The sequence below is a fragment of the Paraflavitalea sp. genome, assembly GCF_059502485.1.
On the sequence record NZ_JCACET010000004.1, the window covers coordinates 335,287 to 355,529 of the forward strand.

19 protein-coding genes are annotated in these 20,243 nt (G+C 47.1%); 10 read left to right on the plus strand and 9 right to left on the minus strand.

Annotated features, from left to right (window positions below; genetic code table 11):
- Positions 1–4 precede the first annotated feature (4 nt).
- The 5 genes from AC5JBY_RS01400 to AC5JBY_RS01420 form a co-directional block, all read right to left on the minus strand.
- The gene (locus tag AC5JBY_RS01400; RefSeq protein WP_495902747.1) at positions 5–1,375 is read right to left on the minus strand and encodes a dipeptidase; all 1,371 of its coding nucleotides are present in this window, start codon (positions 1,373–1,375) and stop codon (positions 5–7) included.
- A 119-nt stretch (positions 1,376–1,494) separates the two neighbouring features.
- On the minus strand, positions 1,495–2,487 hold the full coding sequence (locus tag AC5JBY_RS01405) for a cation diffusion facilitator family transporter (protein WP_495902748.1): 993 nt from the start codon (positions 2,485–2,487) through the stop codon (positions 1,495–1,497).
- Between the two features lie 46 nt (positions 2,488–2,533).
- Positions 2,534–4,060: a T9SS type A sorting domain-containing protein gene (locus AC5JBY_RS01410; protein WP_495902749.1), complete on the minus strand. Its 1,527-nt coding sequence runs from the start codon at positions 4,058–4,060 to the stop codon at positions 2,534–2,536.
- 4 nt (positions 4,061–4,064) lie between these two features.
- Complete coding sequence (locus AC5JBY_RS01415; protein WP_495902750.1) at positions 4,065–4,709, minus strand: hypothetical protein; 645 nt, start codon at positions 4,707–4,709, stop codon at positions 4,065–4,067.
- Positions 4,710–4,782: 73 nt separating this feature from the next.
- Positions 4,783–5,418, minus strand: a complete 636-nt coding sequence (locus tag AC5JBY_RS01420; protein ID WP_495902751.1) for a response regulator — start codon at positions 5,416–5,418, stop codon at positions 4,783–4,785.
- Positions 5,419–6,064: 646 nt separating this feature from the next.
- Here AC5JBY_RS01420 and AC5JBY_RS01425 point away from each other — a divergent pair.
- Genes AC5JBY_RS01425 through AC5JBY_RS01435 form a run of 3 tightly spaced genes read left to right on the plus strand, consistent with a single transcriptional unit; the run spans position 6,065 to position 8,236 of the window.
- Positions 6,065–6,622 carry an RNA polymerase sigma factor gene (locus tag AC5JBY_RS01425; RefSeq protein ID WP_495902752.1) on the plus strand — a complete coding sequence of 186 codons (558 nt, stop codon included), beginning with the start codon at positions 6,065–6,067 and terminating at the stop codon, positions 6,620–6,622.
- Positions 6,606–7,517 (plus strand): hypothetical protein, encoded by a 912-nt coding sequence (locus tag AC5JBY_RS01430; RefSeq protein WP_495902753.1) that lies wholly within the window; start codon positions 6,606–6,608, stop codon positions 7,515–7,517. The genes AC5JBY_RS01425 and AC5JBY_RS01430 overlap by 17 nt, the downstream gene beginning before the upstream one ends.
- Positions 7,518–7,537: 20 nt before the next feature.
- Positions 7,538–8,236 (plus strand): hypothetical protein, encoded by a 699-nt coding sequence (locus tag AC5JBY_RS01435; protein ID WP_495902754.1) that lies wholly within the window; start codon positions 7,538–7,540, stop codon positions 8,234–8,236.
- Between the two features lie 4 nt (positions 8,237–8,240).
- Here the strand turns inward: AC5JBY_RS01435 and AC5JBY_RS01440 are convergent, their stop codons facing one another.
- Complete coding sequence (locus AC5JBY_RS01440) at positions 8,241–9,752, minus strand: LptF/LptG family permease (RefSeq protein WP_495902755.1); 1,512 nt, start codon at positions 9,750–9,752, stop codon at positions 8,241–8,243.
- Positions 9,753–9,783: 31 nt separating this feature from the next.
- On the opposite strand from AC5JBY_RS01440, the gene AC5JBY_RS01445 reads away from it, so the two are divergent.
- Entirely contained in the window at positions 9,784–10,395 is a 612-nt protein-coding gene (locus AC5JBY_RS01445) for a hypothetical protein (protein WP_495902756.1), read from the plus strand.
- On the opposite strand, the gene AC5JBY_RS01450 is transcribed toward AC5JBY_RS01445, so the two are convergent.
- Positions 10,392–10,772: an START-like domain-containing protein gene (locus AC5JBY_RS01450; RefSeq protein ID WP_495902757.1), complete on the minus strand. Its 381-nt coding sequence runs from the start codon at positions 10,770–10,772 to the stop codon at positions 10,392–10,394. The genes AC5JBY_RS01445 and AC5JBY_RS01450 overlap by 4 nt on opposite strands.
- Before the next feature lie 311 nt (positions 10,773–11,083).
- On the opposite strand from AC5JBY_RS01450, the gene AC5JBY_RS01455 reads away from it, so the two are divergent.
- From AC5JBY_RS01455 to rimM, 4 genes are all read left to right on the plus strand, one after another.
- Positions 11,084–11,959: a sigma-70 family RNA polymerase sigma factor gene (locus tag AC5JBY_RS01455; protein WP_495902758.1), complete on the plus strand. Its 876-nt coding sequence runs from the start codon at positions 11,084–11,086 to the stop codon at positions 11,957–11,959.
- A 141-nt stretch (positions 11,960–12,100) separates the two neighbouring features.
- The gene (ffh, locus tag AC5JBY_RS01460) at positions 12,101–13,420 is read left to right on the plus strand and encodes a signal recognition particle protein (RefSeq protein ID WP_495902759.1); all 1,320 of its coding nucleotides are present in this window, start codon (positions 12,101–12,103) and stop codon (positions 13,418–13,420) included.
- Positions 13,421–13,623: 203 nt separating this feature from the next.
- Positions 13,624–14,061: a 30S ribosomal protein S16 gene (gene rpsP, locus AC5JBY_RS01465; RefSeq protein ID WP_315818048.1), complete on the plus strand. Its 438-nt coding sequence runs from the start codon at positions 13,624–13,626 to the stop codon at positions 14,059–14,061.
- A gap of 76 nt (positions 14,062–14,137) precedes the next feature.
- Positions 14,138–14,653: a ribosome maturation factor RimM gene (gene rimM, locus AC5JBY_RS01470; protein WP_495902760.1), complete on the plus strand. Its 516-nt coding sequence runs from the start codon at positions 14,138–14,140 to the stop codon at positions 14,651–14,653.
- A gap of 3 nt (positions 14,654–14,656) precedes the next feature.
- Here the strand turns inward: rimM and AC5JBY_RS01475 are convergent, their stop codons facing one another.
- Together AC5JBY_RS01475 and AC5JBY_RS01480 are read right to left on the minus strand one after the other, a co-directional pair.
- Positions 14,657–15,388: a LytR/AlgR family response regulator transcription factor gene (locus tag AC5JBY_RS01475; RefSeq protein ID WP_495902761.1), complete on the minus strand. Its 732-nt coding sequence runs from the start codon at positions 15,386–15,388 to the stop codon at positions 14,657–14,659.
- Positions 15,389–15,390: 2 nt separating this feature from the next.
- The gene (locus AC5JBY_RS01480; protein WP_495902762.1) at positions 15,391–16,500 is read right to left on the minus strand and encodes a sensor histidine kinase; all 1,110 of its coding nucleotides are present in this window, start codon (positions 16,498–16,500) and stop codon (positions 15,391–15,393) included.
- Positions 16,501–16,676: 176 nt separating this feature from the next.
- Here AC5JBY_RS01480 and AC5JBY_RS01485 point away from each other — a divergent pair, with 176 nt between their 5' ends.
- Both AC5JBY_RS01485 and AC5JBY_RS01490 read left to right on the plus strand, forming a co-directional pair.
- Positions 16,677–18,878: an outer membrane beta-barrel protein gene (locus tag AC5JBY_RS01485; RefSeq protein ID WP_495902763.1), complete on the plus strand. Its 2,202-nt coding sequence runs from the start codon at positions 16,677–16,679 to the stop codon at positions 18,876–18,878.
- A 9-nt stretch (positions 18,879–18,887) separates the two neighbouring features.
- The gene (locus tag AC5JBY_RS01490; protein WP_495902764.1) at positions 18,888–20,231 is read left to right on the plus strand and encodes an erythromycin esterase family protein; all 1,344 of its coding nucleotides are present in this window, start codon (positions 18,888–18,890) and stop codon (positions 20,229–20,231) included.
- Positions 20,232–20,243 lie beyond the last annotated feature (12 nt).

The following is a 20,243-nucleotide window of genomic DNA, read 5'->3' on the forward strand; positions in this document are numbered from 1 at the left end:
GCTTCTATTTGCTGATCTCCGCAAAGTACTTATGGAAATACGGGATGGTCTCGATACCCTTGTAGAAATTCACCAGGTCGAATTTCTCGTTAGGAGAGTGCAGGTTATCGCTATCCAGTCCAAAACCCATAAATACGATCTTCACACCCAGTTCCTTCTCCAGGATGGTGCAAATGGGAATACTGCCACCGCCGCGAACGGGAATAGGCTTCTTGCCAAAAGACGTCTCAATGGCTTTGGCAGCTGCCTGATAAGCGAGCGAGTCGATCGGCGTCATATAAGGCTCTCCACCGTGCAGTTCAAAAGCATCTACCGTCACAGAAGCCGGTGCTATTTTACGGAAGTGATTAAGCAGTATTTCGGTAATGTTATGTGAAGACTGATTAGGCACTAACCGCGCAGATATTTTGGCAAACGCCTTGGAAGGAAGCACTGTTTTGGCGCCCTCTTCAATATAGCCGCCCCAGATACCATTCAGCTCAAGCGTAGGACGAATGCCGGTACGTTCATTGGTGGTAAAACCTTTTTCGCCCCACAACTCTTTTACGCCAAGATCATTCTTGTACTCGGCTTCATTATAAGGAGCCTGCGCCATCAGGTTACGCTCTTCCTGTCCTGCTTCAACAACATCATTATAGAATCCGGGAATAGTAATATGATTATTCTCATCATGGCACGAAGCGATCATCTTGGCCAGGATGGTAATGGGGTTAGCAACGGCACCACCATATACACCACTGTGCAGGTCGCGGTTGGCGCCTGTCACTTCCACTTGAATGTAAGCAAGCCCACGAACACCAATATCCATAGAAGGATTCTCCATGCTGATCATCGCAGAGTCGCTGATCAGGATCACATCACACTTCAACAGGTCTTTATGCGCAGCTACGAATTTGCCGAGGTTGGGTGAACCAACTTCCTCTTCACCTTCGATGAGAAACTTGATATTGGTAGTAAGAGAATTGGTGTTAGAAAGTACTTCCAATGCTTTCACGTGCATATAGAACTGCCCCTTGTCATCAGCAGAGCCACGTGCATAGATTTTACCGTCCTTGATCACGGGATCAAAAGGACCACTGTTCCAAAGCTTGAGTGGATCGGGCGGTTGAACATCATAATGCCCATATACCAGTACGGTAGGTTTAGAAGGATCAACGATCTTTTCGCCATATACAACCGGGTGGCCATCTGTTTCATATACGGCAGCAGTAGCGGCGCCGGCTTCCAGCAAACGTTGCTTTACAGCCTCTGCACACTTCCTCATATCATCCTTATTAGCACTGTTGGCGCTGATAGAAGGGATACGCAACAATTCCAGCAATTCATTCAAAAAACGGTCTTTATTCTTTTCCTGATAATCTTTCCAGGCTTGCATATTGACAGATTTAAAATGTATAACAATAAGTCATTGGGAAGCGAATATAGGCTGTTTTCCCCAACCGGATCGACTGCTACCAGTCAGGCCGCTCAAAGCGGCCAGACCTCCAAAGCTGCTCAGGTTGTCCCCAGCTGATGCTTCTGATTCAAAGGAAGGTTTTCAAGCGTCCACGGCACCTGTTGTTCAAAAGGGCGCTGGCGCACCGGGCAATCTTTTTTAGTGCAGATGCTGCAGGAAAAATCGAGGCAGCCGTCGGAGTGTACAAACAACTCCAGCGAATCGCCAAACTCCTGTCTGATGAGGTTGGAAAGCTCATCGATCTCATGATGAGCTTCACGTACATTGAAATACCACGGAACAGTAAGATGACAGTCTACATGCAATTGACCCCCGTATTTGATTACACGGAGGTTATGCAGGTCTATCCAGTTTTCGCGGCGATGCTTGTTGAGCAGGTCCACCATCTTCAACAACAATTCCTTGTCTGCCTCATCCATGATGCCGGCTATGGAGTCACGAAGAATATGGTAGCCGGTAAAAATGAGTACCAGGGCAAAGAGGATGGCGACCGCACCATCCAGCCACGTGAGACCAGTAAAATAGATAAGCGCCAGGCCGGTGATAATACCAAGCGTAGACCAGGTATCCGATTGCAGATGCTTACCACTGGCAACCAGCGCGAGGGAATTATTCTTTTTTCCCTGTCTCACGCTGTAAGCACCCATGATATAGTTTGCCAGGGCGGTAAAAGCAATCAGAACAATACCATAATCCAGCTTTTGCAAAGGCTGAGGATGAAGCAGTTTTTTCACCGCTTCGTAAATGATCATAACGCCGGCCACGCCAATAAGCGTGCCCTCTACAGCAGCAGAAAGAAATTCTGCCTTGCCATGACCATACGGATGATCCTCATCCTTTGGTTTGGCTGCTACATACAAACTATACAAACCAATAAAACCGGCTATTACATTAACGGTGCTCTCGAGGGCGTCCGTGAGGATAGCAACCGAATGAGTTAAAAAGTAGGCAACCGTTTTGATCAGGAACAAGCACACGCCTACTATTACCACCCATTTCTGTATGCGAAGATTTTCCCTTCCTGCTTCCAAATCAATTAGATTTGGAGTAAAAGTATAATATATTCTTCAGCAGACTTTACCGGACCACCATTACTTTTTCCTTAAAATGTTCACCACTACCAAATGCGTCCGGAATACAAAGCACATAAGTGCCCGGCGTAAGGTTGCGGATAGTTACAAGCTGCGATCCTTTGATCGTTAACTTTTGAACCATTCTGCCATTGATGTCTATGATCTGCGCTTCCCGTTGATCATTGATACCTTCCAGGCGAATACTGAACTGACCATCATTAGGATTAGGCCATATCAATACATTGACACTGGATTCCCCTTTCACCGCTTTGATCAGAGAATAATAACTCCTGCCATCGAGGTCTGTTTGTTTCAGGCGGTAATAACTAACGCCGGCGTAAGTATTGGCATCCGTGAATGAATAATCAATAGATAACGTGCTGTTGCCATTGGCTGCTTTGGAAGGTACCGTTCCCTTTAATGCAAATTGAGTTTCATTATCGGCCCGGCATTCCACTTCAAAACCTTTGTTGTTTTGTTCAGTCTGCGTTTGCCAGCTCACCTGCACAAAATGCGTAGTAGTGCGCCTTACCATGAAGTTGGTAAGCTTTACGGGCAAAGCGAATGCCAGTAGGCCAATACCAAATTCACTAAAGCTACCCAGGTTATTCCTGAGCGCGTAGCCATCTGCAGCCATGCGGCCCGCGCCGCCGTTAGCATTTACATTGCTGCCGGTAGGCACACTCCAGCCTGCACCACTGGAAGAACCTTCCGGTCTGCGTAAAATAGTGAACTCATTATCATTTAAACCAGTAAAGCCATTGGTATACACCCTGAGTTGGTATTTGCCGGAAGTGGGAGCCACATTCGGTATCAAATGCCATACGCCGGCAGTGTGAACGCCGATATAAGAAGATCCCTGTTCTGTAGCCACCAATCCTGCATCCGTTCCGGCTTTAGGCCCAAAGAAAGCATCGATATAAGTTACATTATTCAGCGCATCGGCAGTAAGATTGCTGAGTTCAGCTACATTAGGTCGGGTAGTGTTACCCACTGGAAATTGATAGCTGTTAACAACGGCGGGAGTTACAGAACGCCTTAATCTCCCATCAAACCAACCATTAGTAAAATTGGTATTGCCGGCACCTGCTTCAACAGCCAGTTGTGCGGTAGAAGGCGTCGATGCCATAAAGGAGCCGGTATGAATAACACCCTTTACGAGATACCATTTATTAGAAACAATATTGCTGGAAAAGGTAAGACTGCTGCCATCCATGTCGATCCGTTCAAAACTATTGAGCGTATTGATATCCTGGTTAAACGTGCTGTTGAAAACAAAACGGCCATTGCCATAAGAATATCCGGAAACCGTATTGTCGATAAGATCAGAAGTCAGGCCGCTGCTGTTACCCATGCGTATAATACCATGGTTGGTCAGCGTACTGCCGTTGGCCAGAGAAAGATTACCCTCTACGGTAAAGTCTGCTCCGTTCTGAATATGCAGCAAGGCGCCGGATTGAACAGTTACCTGTGCGTGCGCACTTGCCAGGGCCATGCAAAACAAGGCGATGATAAAATATTGCTTTTTCATAGCCTTATTGTTTATAGACTACAAAATGAAAATTGCCATCCACAGATGCACCGGCAAGATTGTATAAATACACTTGCAGCAGGCCGCCGCCACTGCCGGTAGTAGCAATCACCGGAACAGTACTGCCAATGGCTGTAACAACAGTTACATACTGCTGAAAGTGATAGTTCTCGTCAGTTATGGTAATTTGGTAGAAGCCCGTTGTAAAACGGCTTACAGTAAAATTACCGCTGCCGGTTTGCACAAATCCTGCTGCGTTCACGTTGCCATAACAAATGGGCAGCAGATTGGAAGAGCCTGTCTTGGAAGAACGGGTCAATTCATCCTGAACATTGACAGCGCCTGTGGCTTCTATAGTTAACTTGGGCACACCTTGTAGCGTCAGGTGCACTTTGCCTGTAGTATTACCGGTCCCCGTACCAAAGTCCATATCTTCAGCAGCACCCGAATAAGAGCCGACATAGCCCCGGTAAAGGTTGTTCTCGGTAAAAGCAATGTACATGCCATTGGGACCGTTAAAGCGCGATACAAAAACATCGGAGCTGAATACATCCAGTTTGCAAATAGGAGTGGCGGTGCCAACACCAACATTTTGTGCAGTGCTGTTTAGCACAACAAGCAGGAGAAGTAAAGTGAATAGTTGTTTCATACGTGGTTACTGTTTGAACCCAAAACTACTCCCGCTTCAACTCCGTTTTACTACATCTTCATGTAGTCAAATACTAAACCAATCCGTCTTTAATAGCTTTGGAAACAGCTTCTGTAGCTGAGTGGACGTGCAGCTTGTCGTAGATTTTCTTGATGTAGAAACGAACCGTGTCGTGGCTGATCTTGAGTTGGGCAGCGATCATTTTATAACTGAAACCCTGCACGAGCAATTGAAGAATGCTGATCTCTTTTTCTGAAAGGTCTGTCTTCTCCTGGTCGCTGTTGTGCGCCGGGGGGATCATCATCAGCACTTTGCGGGCTACCGTTCCCGTCATAGGTGCGCCACCGGTGAGTACGTTGCGGATAGCAGAAGGTATTTCGATAGAGGCGTAGCGCTTTAAGATATAGCCACTGGCGCCTGCGCAGATGGCCCGGAAGATATTTTCATTATCATCAAATACAGTGAGCATGATGATGGGCAGCTGAGGAGCGATCTTTCGGATACGACGCACAGCCTCCACGCCGTTTACGCCGGGCATGTCGATGTCCATCAACACCACATCCGGCTCCAGCTCGCGCACGTCCGTCTCCACCGTCTCCGCATTGGGGATGCCAGCTATGAATTCGAGGTCAGGCTCTTCCCCCAGCAAAGTTTCCATACTTTGCCGCAAAGCCTCATTGTCGTCGTATAGTAGGATCTTCACCGCCATTCGTACGATAAAAGTAGGGCAAGAAAAACAAAACACCCACTACATTATCATGTAGTAAGTGCAGAAAATAAGAGTACGGATATACCCGGCCCTTCTGTAACACTTTCTGCGAAGAGACCGGGACAATGCTCATGGGTAAGGATAATAAGGGCGAGTAAGTAATGCCGGAGGCAGGAAAAAACCACTCCCCCTGCCGGCCGGCATCTGTTTTACTCTGAGTGAACTAAACCGACTGAAATTGAAAAACCACCACCTGAAATATTTTGCTACTAACCACTGCTGTTGCAGTAATATGTTTAAAACTAAATTTTAATGATCCCCTGCGTTTGCATCCGGCATAGTAATGCCAAACCTGTCCGGATGCAAACAGCACTCGTACCAGTAAACACAAACTGTATTTAAAGGAAAAAGGAGGTAAGCACTTCAAAGTGCAAGGGTCTGATCAACAAGCGGTAAGCCTGTCATAGTTGCGTGTCCTATTCTTAGACCGGCTATGTTTTCCAAACGTTTCGCGCCATTTGAAAAAAATCAAAGATTTTTTTTCGTTGCCCGTGGCAGTTGGCCCATACGCCTTTAGATGGCCTATAGGCATGTTAATATGAAGGAGGTGGCCCGGCGATAGAAGGAAAAACCTGATATTTGTTCGATGGAACCTCTACGCAACGCCCCTCCTCTTTTTGAGGTCTTGACCCAGAAGGCCGCTAATGGCGACAACAGAGCCTTTCAGCAACTCTATGATCACATAGCAGGCAAAATGTACAGCTTGTGCCTTCGCTATGCGGGCAATTCCAATGATGCTAATGACTGCTTCCAGGAGGGATTTGTAAAACTATACAGGCACCTTTCCGGCTTCAGGGGCGATGGCTCCTTCGAAGGATGGGCCAGGAGGATTTTTGTGAGCACCTGTATCGACTACATCAAAAAAAAGAAGACGGTTTTCGCGGCGATCACCGACGACGTAGAGGTGGCCGCCGATGGATTGAATGGATACGATAAACTGACGAATAGCGATCTGATGAAAATGATCAGTACCATGCCCGATGGCTACCGTACGGTCATTAACCTGTACCTCGTAGAAGGATACAACCATAAAGAAATAGGAGAGATGCTCGGTATTTCCGAAGAAGGAAGCCGCTCGCAACTATTCAGGGCAAGAGCCTACCTCCAAAAACTATTCAAAGAAACCCATGGCGAACAGAACTGACATATTCGACCGGCTACGGCAATATGAGGTACAACCTCCGCCAGGGGCATTCCATGACCTGATGGGAAGGTTAGAGGCTGAGGCTGTCCTGGAACAGGACAGTCAATGGCTGGGCGCCTTCCAGGCACTCCAGGAGTTGGAAATACAGCCGCCTGCTTTCATGCCTGCCACCATCACCCATGCGGTAGAAGAGTCAGTGCTATTCACCAACCTGCAGGATATCAGCATCGAGCCGCCAGCCGGCGCTTTTGCCCGCATCTTGCAGGAAGTAGATAAAACCCAGGCGCCGGCCACCCTGCGCAGGCTCTTTACCCCCTTCAGGGCTATCGCGGCCATATTGGTACTGATAATAGCAGGGCTGGCATTCTATTACTTCAGAGGGCAGATATCCGTTCAGCCACCGCCCGAACTGGCCTGGCAAACCAAAGATGGTAAGAAGCCAATTGTTGATAGCCCTCAACATTCTACTGTGGCTATCCTGCCGGATTCGGCCAGGTATAAAATTTATGATAACGCCAAAGCAGAGAATTTCTTTAAGAATAATAAGTTCACCGCCGAAGGCAGCGGCTTGCAGCTGGTAGAAAACGACTTCATCGTCACTTTTGCCAGCTATCGATATGAGGCATTACCTGCCTTCCTGGCTGAAGAAGAAGACGCAGAAAGTGAATTGATGGTAAGGCTCGATCAATACAGCTACTTCACGATCTCGGAAAACATGCTGAGCAGCCTGAGGAAAATGTACCAGCAGCGCAAACGGGGAACACCCACCCGCAGAGCAAGAAAAGAAAGAGAGAAGCTGGAACAATGGAAAAGTGCCGACGAAGCCCGTTTTGACTTTAAACAAACCAATAATCCTTTGGACCCAATAGACATGGCCGAGTTCATTTTTAAATAACAACATATCGATCATATATCATGTCAACATTTCGGTTTGTTTGCATAGCAGTGCTTGTATTGAGCAGTTGGTCATTCAAGCAAGCGCCTAAAACTACCCAGCCCCCCAAAGCCGTAGAAGACCTCACAGTTACTTATTCCATGGAGTTGGCGAAGGCAAGGAAAAAAAGCATTGGCATAGGCGAGGCCTACAATGGCGGCACCAAAACATTATTTGTCAGCAATGGATTAGTACGGTTGCGGTTGGTGAGCCTCATGCGCATGCAGAGCATCTTCATCCTGCCACCCGGCAACACAGAACGCACGGCCGTCATCGTCAAAGAATCGGGAAAGAACAAACATAAAGTGTACCTCTCCGCAAATCAGTGGAAACAATACAATGCGAAATACGATCAGGCAGGATGTCGACTGGTAGATGATACAGTAGTCATTGCGGGCTATCGTTGCAACAAAGCAGTTATTACCCTGGCCGATGGAAGGACTATAACAGCCTTTTACACACGCAGCATTCAGCGCCCCGAGCTGGCTACCGTAGAGCCGGCCTTTGCATGCATTCCCGGCCTGGTGCTGAAATACACCTATGAATATAAAAAAGGGAAGATCACTTACACAGCCACTACGGTCAGTAGAAAACAGATAGACCAGGATATATTGAAAGTACCTTCCAAAGGATATCCCGAACAATCATACCAGGCTGGCGCCGGACCTAAAGAAGGATGAGCAATTAATGAGATTCATCCTTGGCAATGGCGGCCTCCTCGTCGGATGCCTCCTCTTCCAGTAGAGGTGTTTGTTTATCACTCTCTACTGTTTTGCCTTTTAGTTTCTTACCACGCCTGAATTTCCGGATAATACGGAAATAGAACTCCTTATTGAACAATTGAGAATCGTGTAGCGCTTTATAGATCAGAAAAAAGCCAATGGGCAGCAGCACGATCGTGGCAAGCCACGCACCGGCAAAAGGCATTAATATTTCTTCACTCACGAACTTCTTTCCGAAGTTGTTCAGCAGGAAGAAGATCACAAAAAAGATCACCGCAAATATAAGCGGTGTACCGATGCCCCCCTTCCGTACAATAGAACCCAAAGGAGCGCCGATCAGGAACAATACCAGCACGGCAATCGACATCGTGAACTTCTCGTGCCAGGTCATAATATGCGTACGCAACTCCTTACGCCGGTTCTTATATTCACCGGTAGCACCCTCGAGCGTCGATTTGATCGAATTGGCATACGAGATAGTTTGATCCAGTACACTTGAGCGGGCACTATCAGGCAACAATTTTCTGAAAGTAGTATCCTTCTTCAGCGGCGGCACAGTTACCTTGGTCCAGCCACTATCGAGGTACGCGATAAAAGGCAGGTAAGCCCTCAATTCCATCTTGTGGCGTTCCTCGTATTGAGCAAGCGTCCGTCTCAGTGAATCGATGGATTTGTTCAACTGGAAGATGCTCAACATCTCTGCCCGGTCTTTATAAACACTGTCAGAAGTAAGGTTCAATGTCAGTGAGCTTAAGTCCATCACCTTTTTGTACTCCTTAAAACCCAACCGGTAAAACCGGGTATTGATGCCCACCCGGTCACCCTCCTCTTCATAGCGCCATCCATCCTGTAGTATAAATTCAAGAGAGCGTTTATCAGAGGCCATGCGCATGATTCCCCGCTTGGCGGCAATCATATTGTCCTGTGCACTCTGGCTGCTTTCATAAATGATGATGTCATGCAGGATCGAATCATTCTCCTTTCTGGCCACCTTGATCGAAAAACCGGGAATCGTGGTGTAAAACTGCCCTTCCTTCAGGTCGAAGGCAGGCTTCTTATTTACCAGGTCATACTGCAGCGTTTTCATCCGCAGGTTGGCCACGGGAATCACGTTATTGTTGAAGTAGAAAGCCAGGCCAGCCAGCAGGATAGTGGCCACCAGCAGCCCACGCATAAAGCGCAGCAGGCCGATACCGGCCGATTTAATAGCTACCAGTTCGAAAGTTTCGCCCAGGTTACCGAAAGTCATGATAGAAGAAAGCAATACAGCGAGCGGTAAAGCCAGCGGCACCAGCGTGGCGCTCAGGTACATGATGAGGCGCAGGATCGTTATCGTATCGATACCCTTACCCACGAAATCGTCGATCCACAGCCAGAAAAACTGTAATATCAATACAAACAGCGTGAGAAAAAAGGTGGCAATAAAAGGGCCTATAAACGCCTTTAGAACCAGTATATCCAGTTTTTTGATCACAATCTTTGGGTTTCGCTGTTATCTTTATCCAATGGACGCGGCAAAAATACAGCTTTCAGCAGAGGAATCAACCCTGGTGCAGAACGCTGATTGGCTTTTAACAAAGAATAATATCATAGAAAAAGTAGTGCTATTATTCAGCGAATTACCACCGGCCATGCAGCAGTTGCTTCATGACGCGAAGCAGCCCTTACCGCTTACCGTTGCTGACATCTCCCCCAAAATATCAAAAGGAGAAAAATATGAAGGATTACCCTGGGTAATGCTCGATTTTCCCCGCGTATTTGGCAAAGAAGACACATGGGCCATTCGTACCATGTTCTGGTGGGGACATTTCTTCAGTATTACCCTTCACCTGAAAGGGAAATACAAACAACAATACCAGGCTGTGCTAATGGATAATATGCCGCTGTTGAAACAACATCAATTCTATATCTGCATAGCTGATGACGAATGGCGGCATCACTTCATGGAAGACTATTATACTCCGTTAGATCAATTAGACGAAGCCGTGATAGCAACCATGCTATCACGTAATGATTTCTGTAAGTTGTCTGCTAAGATTCCACTTCATCAATGGGACCTGGTATGCGGGAAAATATTACTGCACTTCCAGGTTTTGCTACAGGCGATAGGGCATTAGTTGCCCAGGCGGTGAAACAGGTCCTTAACCTGATAACCCCAAAGCTGGCTTTGATCCTTGACTTCTCCTTTCTCTGCAAAATCCTTGATTACAAGTATAGTCTGATTGGTCACTTCTGACTTCTCGATGCTAAACTCAAAATACTCCTCGTTGGGAGCATGTAACCAATGAAAACGTATGAATTTGTCAGTCTCGCTTTCTGTTACTTCTGCCTTATCTGTAGTCCCATTCCAGGAAAAACTGAAAACGTTATCCCGCTCATCCACTTTATCAGCAAACCATTCCTGCAAACCAGCGGCTGTACTAAGGAACTCATATAAAATGGAAGGAGAACATCTTAACGGATACTCTAACGTAAATTGTTGTTTCTTACTCATCTACTCCTTGTATTGATCTTTTTGTAATACCAATGCGCAATAATAGAAAAATAATGTAACCCCCAAAATTTTTTTGTTACAACACCCGTTAAAGGTAGGGAAAGTCATATATAACCCGAAAAACTTTAAAGCTACTGACAACCAGCAATTTATAATTAAATTATTTGGATTCCGGGCCGGAATTCCTTAAATTGCTGAATACGAACTTTTACAAGTTGGTCGTCCGGATATAAGAAAATAACGCCCCCGGCGTTTTTCTTGTGTCTGATCCGTAGCCTTTAAACCTTAAAAACCCTTTAAATGACCTACCTATGAGTATGCGTCAACTCAAGATCACGAAATCGATCACGAATCGTGAATCTCAGAGCCTTGAAAAGTACCTGCAGGAAATTGGCAAAGTAGAACTGATTAGCCCCGAAGAAGAAGTGCGGTTGGCACGAAAGATTAAACAAGGCGATCAGCTGGCACTCGACAAGCTCACGAAGGCAAACCTGCGGTTTGTGGTCTCTGTAGCCAAACAGTACCAGAATCAGGGCCTCTCTCTGCCGGACCTCATCAATGAGGGTAATTTGGGCCTGATCAAAGCAGCACAGCGCTTTGATGAAACCCGTGGTTTTAAATTTATCTCCTACGCTGTTTGGTGGATCCGTCAAAGCATTCTGCAGGCCCTGGCCGAGCAGTCGCGCATTGTACGCCTCCCGCTCAACAAAGTAGGGCTCACCAACAAAATTCAAAAAGCCTTCTCACAACTGGAGCAGGAGTATGAACGGGAACCCTCACCTGAAGAACTGGCAGAACTGCTGGAACTTGAAACAGAAGAGGTTTCTGCCACACTCGGCATCGCCGCCCGCCATGTGAGCATGGATACGCCACTCTCCGAAGGGGAAGACAATACCCTCGTAGACGTGCTGGCCAATCCCAATGCCGAACATGCCAATGCCAACATCGAGCACAATGAATCCCTTAAACAGGAAATCGAGCGCTCCATGAAAATGCTCACAGAACGGCAAAAAGAAGTGATCTGCTATTTCTTCGGAATTGGTCAGGACCATCCGATGAGCCTGGAAGACATTGGGGAGAAATTCAACCTCACCCGCGAGCGTGTCCGCCAGATCAAAGACAAAGCCATCACCAAATTGCGCACCAACTCCCGCTCCAGAGAATTACGCGGATATTTGGGCGTTTAACCTTAAAAAACTAAGCACAACTACAGAAAACTTTACACGTTATAAGCGAATCTTACTGTAAATTTGCAGTCCGTTCAAAGGTGAATGTTTAACTACATTCACCTTTGATCTTTATAGGAATGCTAAAACAATCAATAGTTTATGTTTGAGTCATTATCGGAGAAACTCGAATCCGCGTTTAAACAGATAAAAGGTGAAGGCCGGATTACCGAACTCAATATTGCTGCCACCGTAAAAGATATCCGCCGTGCATTGGTAGATGCCGACGTGAACTATAAGATCGCCAAGGAGTTTACCGACAAAGTGCGGGAAACAGCCTTAGGCCAAAAAGTGCTCACCGCTGTGAGCCCCGGCCAGTTGATGGTCAAGATCGTGAAAGATGAGCTCGTAGAGCTCATGGGAGGCACTGAAAGCACTTTTAACACCAAAGGAAACCCCGCCGTCATCCTCATTGCCGGCCTGCAAGGTTCGGGTAAAACCACCTTTAGCGGCAAACTGGCCAACTTCCTCAAGTCCAAAAAGGGCCTGTCGCCCCTCCTGGTAGCAGCAGATATCTACCGCCCTGCGGCCATCGACCAGTTGAAAGTACTGGGCGGTCAGATCGGTGTCGACGTATACAGTGAGCCGGAAAACAAAGATGCGGTAGCCATTGCCACCAATGCCATCAAAGAAGCCCGCAGCAAGAATAAGAACGTAGTGATCATCGATACGGCCGGCCGTTTAGCCGTAGACGAGGCGATGATGACCGAAGTGGCCAACGTCAAATCCGCCGTTTCCCCCAACGAGATCCTGTTCGTAGTGGACTCTATGACGGGTCAGGATGCCGTTAATACAGCCAAAGCCTTCAACGACCGCCTCGACTTCTCCGGCGTGGTGCTCACCAAGCTCGATGGCGATACCCGTGGTGGTGCGGCCCTCTCTATCAAGTACACCGTCAGCAAGCCCATTAAATTCGTCAGCAGTGGCGAAAAGATGGACACTCTCGACGTATTCTACCCCGAGCGGATGGCCCAGCGTATCCTGGGGATGGGAGATATCACCACCCTCGTGGAAAAAGCCCAGGCCCAGTTCGACGAAGTACAGGCCAAAAAGCTGGAAAAGAAGATCAGGAAGAACCAGTTTGATTTTGAGGACTTTAAACAACAGCTTGATCAGATCAAGAAGATGGGTAATATCAAGGACCTCCTGGGTATGATACCTGGCGTTGGTAAAGCTGTGAAAGACATCGATATCAGCGACGATTCATTCAAAGGCATCGAAGCCCTCATCAATTCCATGACGCCTCAGGAACGCAGCAATCCCGACCTGATCAGCGCCAGCCGCAAAGCGCGCATTGCCAAAGGAGCGGGAAAAGACCTGAATGAGTTGAATGCCTTCCTCAAACAATTTGAGCAAATGAAGGAAATGATGAAGATGATGAACAAAATGCCGATGGGCCGGATGGGATTAGGCAGAAGATAAAGCAGGCACGTATTTGTTGATGAAATTCTAAAATAAAGGCCATTTTACCGTTAATATTTTTTTAATTATAATTTTGGCCAAGGTTAGCTGAGTTTTAAGACGAATTATTATATTTGGAAAAATCAACCGGATTGCTACCTTTGCAATCCTTGAAAAAGTAGAAAGTAACCCTATTTGTTCACGCATTTAAATTTCTATTTAAAATGCCAGTTAAAATCAGACTGCAACGTCACGGGTCTAAGAAAAGACCATTCTATTTCATTGTAGTGGCAGATGCCCGCTCCCCCAGAGATGGAAAATTTATCCAGAAATTAGGTACGTACAATCCGCTTACAGTTCCGGCTACTATCCAGCTTGACCGCCAAAAAGCCCTCGATTGGCTGCACAAAGGCGCTCAACCAACTGACACTGTACGCAGAATTTTGTCGTTTAAGGGAGTACTGTATCTCAAACACTTACTCCGTGGTGTTAAGCTCGGTCTGTTCGACGAGGCTGCTGCAATGGTGAAATTCCAAACATGGCACTCAGAACATGAGATCCATGTGAAGAAACGCCAGGAAGCAAACGCGAAGGACAGAAGAGTTCGCCGTGGTGGTGTTGGCGCTCCTATCAGAAGGAGAAGCGAAGGAGAAGCCTCCTAAGCGACAGTATAGCTAAAGCCAAACTCATTAAAATCCCGATGACTATCTTTGTCGTCGGGATTTTTTATATCAACTTATGACCAACTACATCAGCATCGGAAAACTGGTAGCCACCTTCGGCGTAGGAGGAGAATTAGTACTGCGCCATGATTTGGGCAGAAGAACCGCCCTAAAGGGCCTGGAAGCATTATTCATTGAAGCAAAGAAAGAAGAGTTCCTGCCCTACTTCATAGAAACAGCACGCATCAAAAGCGAGCAGGAGATATTCATCAAGCTCGAGAACATCAATACCAAAGAAGCTGCCCAGAAGCTGGTCCAAAAACAAGTATGGCTCGAAGAAGCAGCCTTCCACGAGCATGCTGGTAAATCAGCCCCTATCTCCCTGCTGGGCTTTCACATCATCGACAACGGCAATGATATTGGCGAGATACTCGAAGTAATAGAACAACCCCACCAGGTGCTCTGCCGCATCGACCTCGATGGCAAAGAAGCCCTCATTCCCATCCACGCAGAGACCCTGCAAAAATTAGACAAGAAGAAAAAACAAATAGAAGTAGACCTCCCCGATGGCCTCCTCGACATTTTCCGGTAGTAGCTATTTCTTAAATCGTTCCATCACTGTTTCCGCGTAATTCGCACTCACCGGAATATTCACCGTATTAGCCAGCACCACATTATCTGGCTTCAGCGACCTGATCTGCCTCAGAGACACAATAAACGACTTATGCGTTCTTACAAACAAGCTCGGCGGCAATGACTCCTCCAGCTTCTTCATGGTGAGATGTACAAGGTGATGCCCATTGGCGGTGAAGATCTTCATATAGTCACGCGAAGCCTCGATGTAATAGATGTCGTTGTAAGCGATCTTCATCAACCCCTCCTTCTCTTTGATCAGCAAGTAATCATTGTCGTCAGTAGCGGTAGCCGGCGTAGTCGCAGTTGTAGGCTGCAATACCTGCCTTACTTTCTCGATGGCCTTCGAGAACCGGTCGAATGAGAAAGGCTTCAACAGGTAATCAGTGACGTTGAGGTCATAACCCTCCAAGGCATAGTTGGCATACGCAGTAGTAAAGATCACCTTGGGAGGATTGGTCAACGTTTTAAGAAACGTAATACCATTCACCAATGGCATTTCTATATCGAGGAAGATGAGATCGATGGCATGTTGTTCCAGCTTGGCAAAAGCCTCCAGCGCATTGCGGCATTTGGCTACCAGCACCAGACCGGGCATTTGCAGAATATATTGCTCCAGTATCTGGTGAGCCATCAGTTCATCATCGGCAATTAAACACCGGATCACCGGACCTGTATAAGATGAATTACTCATAATTAAGATAATGACAGCGTAAGCCGCACTTCAAAAATAGTGTTATCAGAATGGATAGTAAGCGTATGCTTGCCGGGATAATACAAAGCCAGCCGTTGCCGCACGTTGTTGATCCCAACACCCCCATATTGCTTTTGCCCTGCAGGCATGTTAGCCGGCGTAGGAACGGCAAACACATCATTACGTAGCTCAAAGGTCAGAGAGTTATCATGTACCGTCAAAGAGCCATGAATAAAACCCGTATCATTCAACCGGTGGGCGCCATGCTTAAAGCTATTCTCAAGGAACTGGATAAACAGCAAAGGTGCGATCTGCTTACCGGTGGCATCACCAGTTACTGTGAATTGAATATCGGCAGCGGGATAACGGCGCTTCTCCATTTCGAGATAGTTATCGAGGAAGGCAATATCCTTTTCCAGCGCTACCTGGTTTTGCTGACAGTCATACAGGATAAAACGCATCATGTCCGACAGGCGCAGAATAAAATCAGGCGTTTGCTTATCACCGGTAAGGCTCATGCCATAAATATTATTGAGCGTATTGAACAGGAAGTGCGGGTGAAGCTGTGCCTTTAATGCGTCCAGTTGCAATACGAGATTGTCCTTCTCCAGCAGGTGCTTCTTACGTTCGTTCTCAAAAGCATACCAGGTAAAAGTGAGCGAGAGGAAGGCGATCAGGTCAGTGACGAGCAGGTTAAGGTCCCATAGCGCAATGCCCTGCGAACGGTAGGCAAGGTTCAGGTATTGGTATTCATAATACTTTACCAGCACAGGATCTGTACTCAATACATGAAAAATGACACTTACCAGCCAGCCAGCCCATTTGGCCCCAAAGCCGAAATACAGGAGCGTGGTAAGCGAAAACCAGCCATACCTCCTTTTGCGCAATAACATGGGCGCCAGCCAGCGGTAAAAAGGAATAGTGTACAGCGTCATTGCAATAGCATACAGGATCAGCTGCGGGTAAGGAAAGTTGAGGTGTAGCCCATGCGGGATCGGGGCTGCTTCCACATAATAAGAATACTTATATAAACAAACATATATGAGCCAAAGCAATAGCTCATATACATAAGGGAAACGGCTTTTTCTGTCAATAAGATGTTGCTTTTCCATGCTGCAAGAATAAAATACGCTGATCCGGGTTCCTACCATCCTTCGATGTAATCCCCATTTCTTTCGACGTAATTGGCAGGCCGAAATTATGTAGAAAAAACCTGCCCGGTAGTGGAAACCCACTGGTTGCCCTGTGTCGCATGTTGTTGTTTTGTCTCAGCAAACACGACAACAACATGCAAACAATACAAACCAACGTTATGAACCTCCTCCTCAAATTAGCAATTGTATTCCTGGTAACCATCAGCACTATTGCCACACAGGCACAACAGCCAGGTGCTGCCGCAGCCGATACCACAAAGATGAAAACCGACAGTATGAAAGCTGTCACCATTACCGCTACCAAGCCCTATATCACACAAAAGATCAATAAGACCATCGTGAATGTAGCCGGTAGCCCACTGGCAGCAGGTGGCACTGCATATGAAGTACTTTCCCGGGCGCCCGGTGTTATCGAGCAGGATGGCAACCTGCAGTTGAAAGGTAAAAGAGTAACAGTGTTGATCGATGGCAGGTATACCAACCTGAGCGGAGAAGACCTCAAGAACATGCTGAGCGCCATGCCAGCCAACGGCATTGAAAAGATAGAACTGATGTCTAACCCTTCTGCCAAGTACGATGCACAAGGCGGCGCCGTCATCAACATCATCATGGCCAAAAATCCTAAGCTTGGCCTCAATGGTACAGCCACAGCAGGCGGAAGAGCCGGCACCTATGGCTCCTGGAATACCGGCCTTTCCCTCAACTACCGCAACAAGCACATGAATGCCTACGGCAGCTATGATTACCTCGACAATCAGCAATACAACAAAAGCAACTTCAACAGGTTCCTGGGTACAGATAAGTCAGTTGCCGACAACACGGATGGCATCAGCCACCAAAGTAGTCATTCCTTCAAAGCTGGTCTGGATTATGACCTCAACAAACGCAACTCGCTGGGCATACTGGTAAAAGGAATGGTAAACACCATCAACAAAACAACCGGTACCCGTTCCGTAGCCGACAATCCTGGCACAGACAATGATTCTCTTTCTACCGTCACGGCTCTTGGTCGCACCCGCTACGTGACGCCCTCCATCAACCTGTACTACAAAACCATCCTCGATACAACCGGAAAAGAGCTGAGGTTCAATGCCGATTACTTCAGCTATGATAAAAAATGGAATGACAACTTCTCCACCAGCTTCTTCGATCCTAAAGGATGTGCCTATGCAACACAACTACTCAGGGCCCAAGCCCCGGCTTCCAATGACATCAAGTCCCTGGCAGCCGATTACACACAGCCCATTAAAAAAGGTAGCCTCGAAGCTGGTCTCAAAATATCACAGGCCACTACAGATAATGACGCAGTATGGGAAAGAGGAGAGAATGGCGGCTGGGCCAAAGACCTGGGTAAGACCAATCACTTCATCTACAAAGAAAACATCTACGCGGGCTATATAAACATCAATAAGAGCGTTAAGAAATTCAGCTTCCTGCTGGGATTACGTGCCGAACAAACACACATAGAAGGCAACTCCATTACTACCCAACAGGTGAATACCAACAACTATTTCAACCTGTTTCCCAATGCAGGCATCCAGTACCAGGCATCGGAGGCACACCAGTTTGCTTTCTCTTACCGCAAAAGCATAGAACGCTACAAATACGATGTGGTAAATCCCTTTATTATCTACAGAAGCCAATACAGCTATTCCCAGGGCAACCCTTACCTGAAGCCCGGTATCCAGCACAACTTTGAACTGTCCTACGCTTGGAACAATGAGCTCTTTGCCTCACTTACCTATGCTCGCTTCGGGGATGTGCTGGCCGATGTGTACCGCAAAGACAATACTTCCTCCGCTATCATCAGCACCTACGACAACCTCAGCAGTGCCGACTACATGGAAGCAGCCGTTACACACAGCAAATCACTTCTCAACAACAAATGGATGACCACCAATGGATTCTTTGTAGCCTATGCAAAATTCAATGCCCCTACCGGTTCTGAGTTCAACAACGCCAAGGTGATGGCCTTTGTCAACAGCGATAACACGTTCCTCTTGCCCAAAGGCTACAAACTGCAGGTGTCAGCGGCTTATTACTCTCCCATGGTGTTGGGCGTAGTAACCTACCAAGACCGCTTTAGCATGAGCCTCGGCGCTTCCAAAACCTTATTCAAAGGAAGCGGTACACTGGCGGTAAACATCAGCGATCCGTTCAATACTTACAACTCCCGCTACAGCATATCATCCTTTGGTGTACAATCAACCAACTATTCCAAACCTGAAACCCGCTTCGTGCGCGCCACCTTTACTTACCGCTTTGGCAACAAGAATGTAAAAGCCCGCACCAACCGCAAAAGCAGCATCGAAAACGAAAGCAACCGGATGCAATAAACAACAACTATGAAGAAGATCATCAATTCCCTGCTAAGCATTACGACAGTATTAAGCACAATTACTGTATCTGCAAGCGCACAACAGATACCACCCGCAACTAAAGACAGCGCCCATCAATGGGTAGAGCAGCACCGGACACCGATAGACATCAGTAACTATCCGTCTTTTAAACAATCCATGATGCCTTCACTCAACACGATGGCAGGCGCGCAGGTAGTAGGGTTAGGAGAGGGCACGCACGGCACCAGTGAGTTTCAACACGTACGTACCTGGATCACCCGCTACCTCTGTGAAGAAAAAGGATTTACCATAATAGCCTTTGAAAACAGCTACGGCTGGTGCATTGAGCTGAACAAATACCTGCAAACAGGCGCAGGCAACCTCGATACCCTGATGCGGCAAAACCTGCTGGGCATGTGGCAAAATGCAGAAATAACAGAACTGTTGCAATGGATGCGGCAGTACAACCAGACACACAGACATAAACTACAGCTGGCAGGCATGGATTATTCGGAAACCTCCACCAATGCCCGCATTATACAGGAAGCCATTAATAAGTTGAAAACCCCGACACTCACATCTCTGACAGATACACTACTGGCACGTGCACAGTTGATGGATGATGCCTATGCAGACATGAATAATGCAAAACGCACGTACGAATGGTCAGCCGTTCTCGACAACGGTGTGAAGGCATATGAAGTAACCAAACGCATAAAAGCAACGCTCGATAGCCTGAGCAGACAACTGCACCGACAGCTTAGCGGCGCTGTCATCAAAGCCCTGTACACCGCTTTATACAACAGCGAACTGGCATACTACAGCATTTACAGGCCCGTAAAAGAAGGCAAAGAAGCCTCCCGTGATGAGGCAATGGCCCAAATGGTAAAGAAAATATCGGAAGATCAGCAAGGCGCTAAAGTGATCGTATGGGCCCACAATGCCCACCTGGCCAGAGCTCAGATATTTGGTGACGCCAATAGTGGTGGTGTAGCTGGTATGTACTTGAATGAATATTTCTCCGGTAATTATTTTGTAGTGGGCACCGGAACAGCAGAAGGCGCCTACAGCAGCACTGCCGATCGTTTTATCGTTAATACCAGCCGGTTTAAAAGCCGCTCCCTTTTCCCCGCTGTTCCTGACTCATGGGAATTTTTGATAAGAGCAGGCAATGACAAGACGTGGTATATGGATACGCGTGATAGACAATATGCCCTGCCATTATTGTCGCTACGGTTTACCGGTTACAGAACTTCAGATAAAAATGACTTTATAATGAGCCGCCTCAACCAGCTTTTTGATGGGTACATATTCATACCTGTTACACAGGCTACAACTATGCAACAATAAATTGTACGGTAA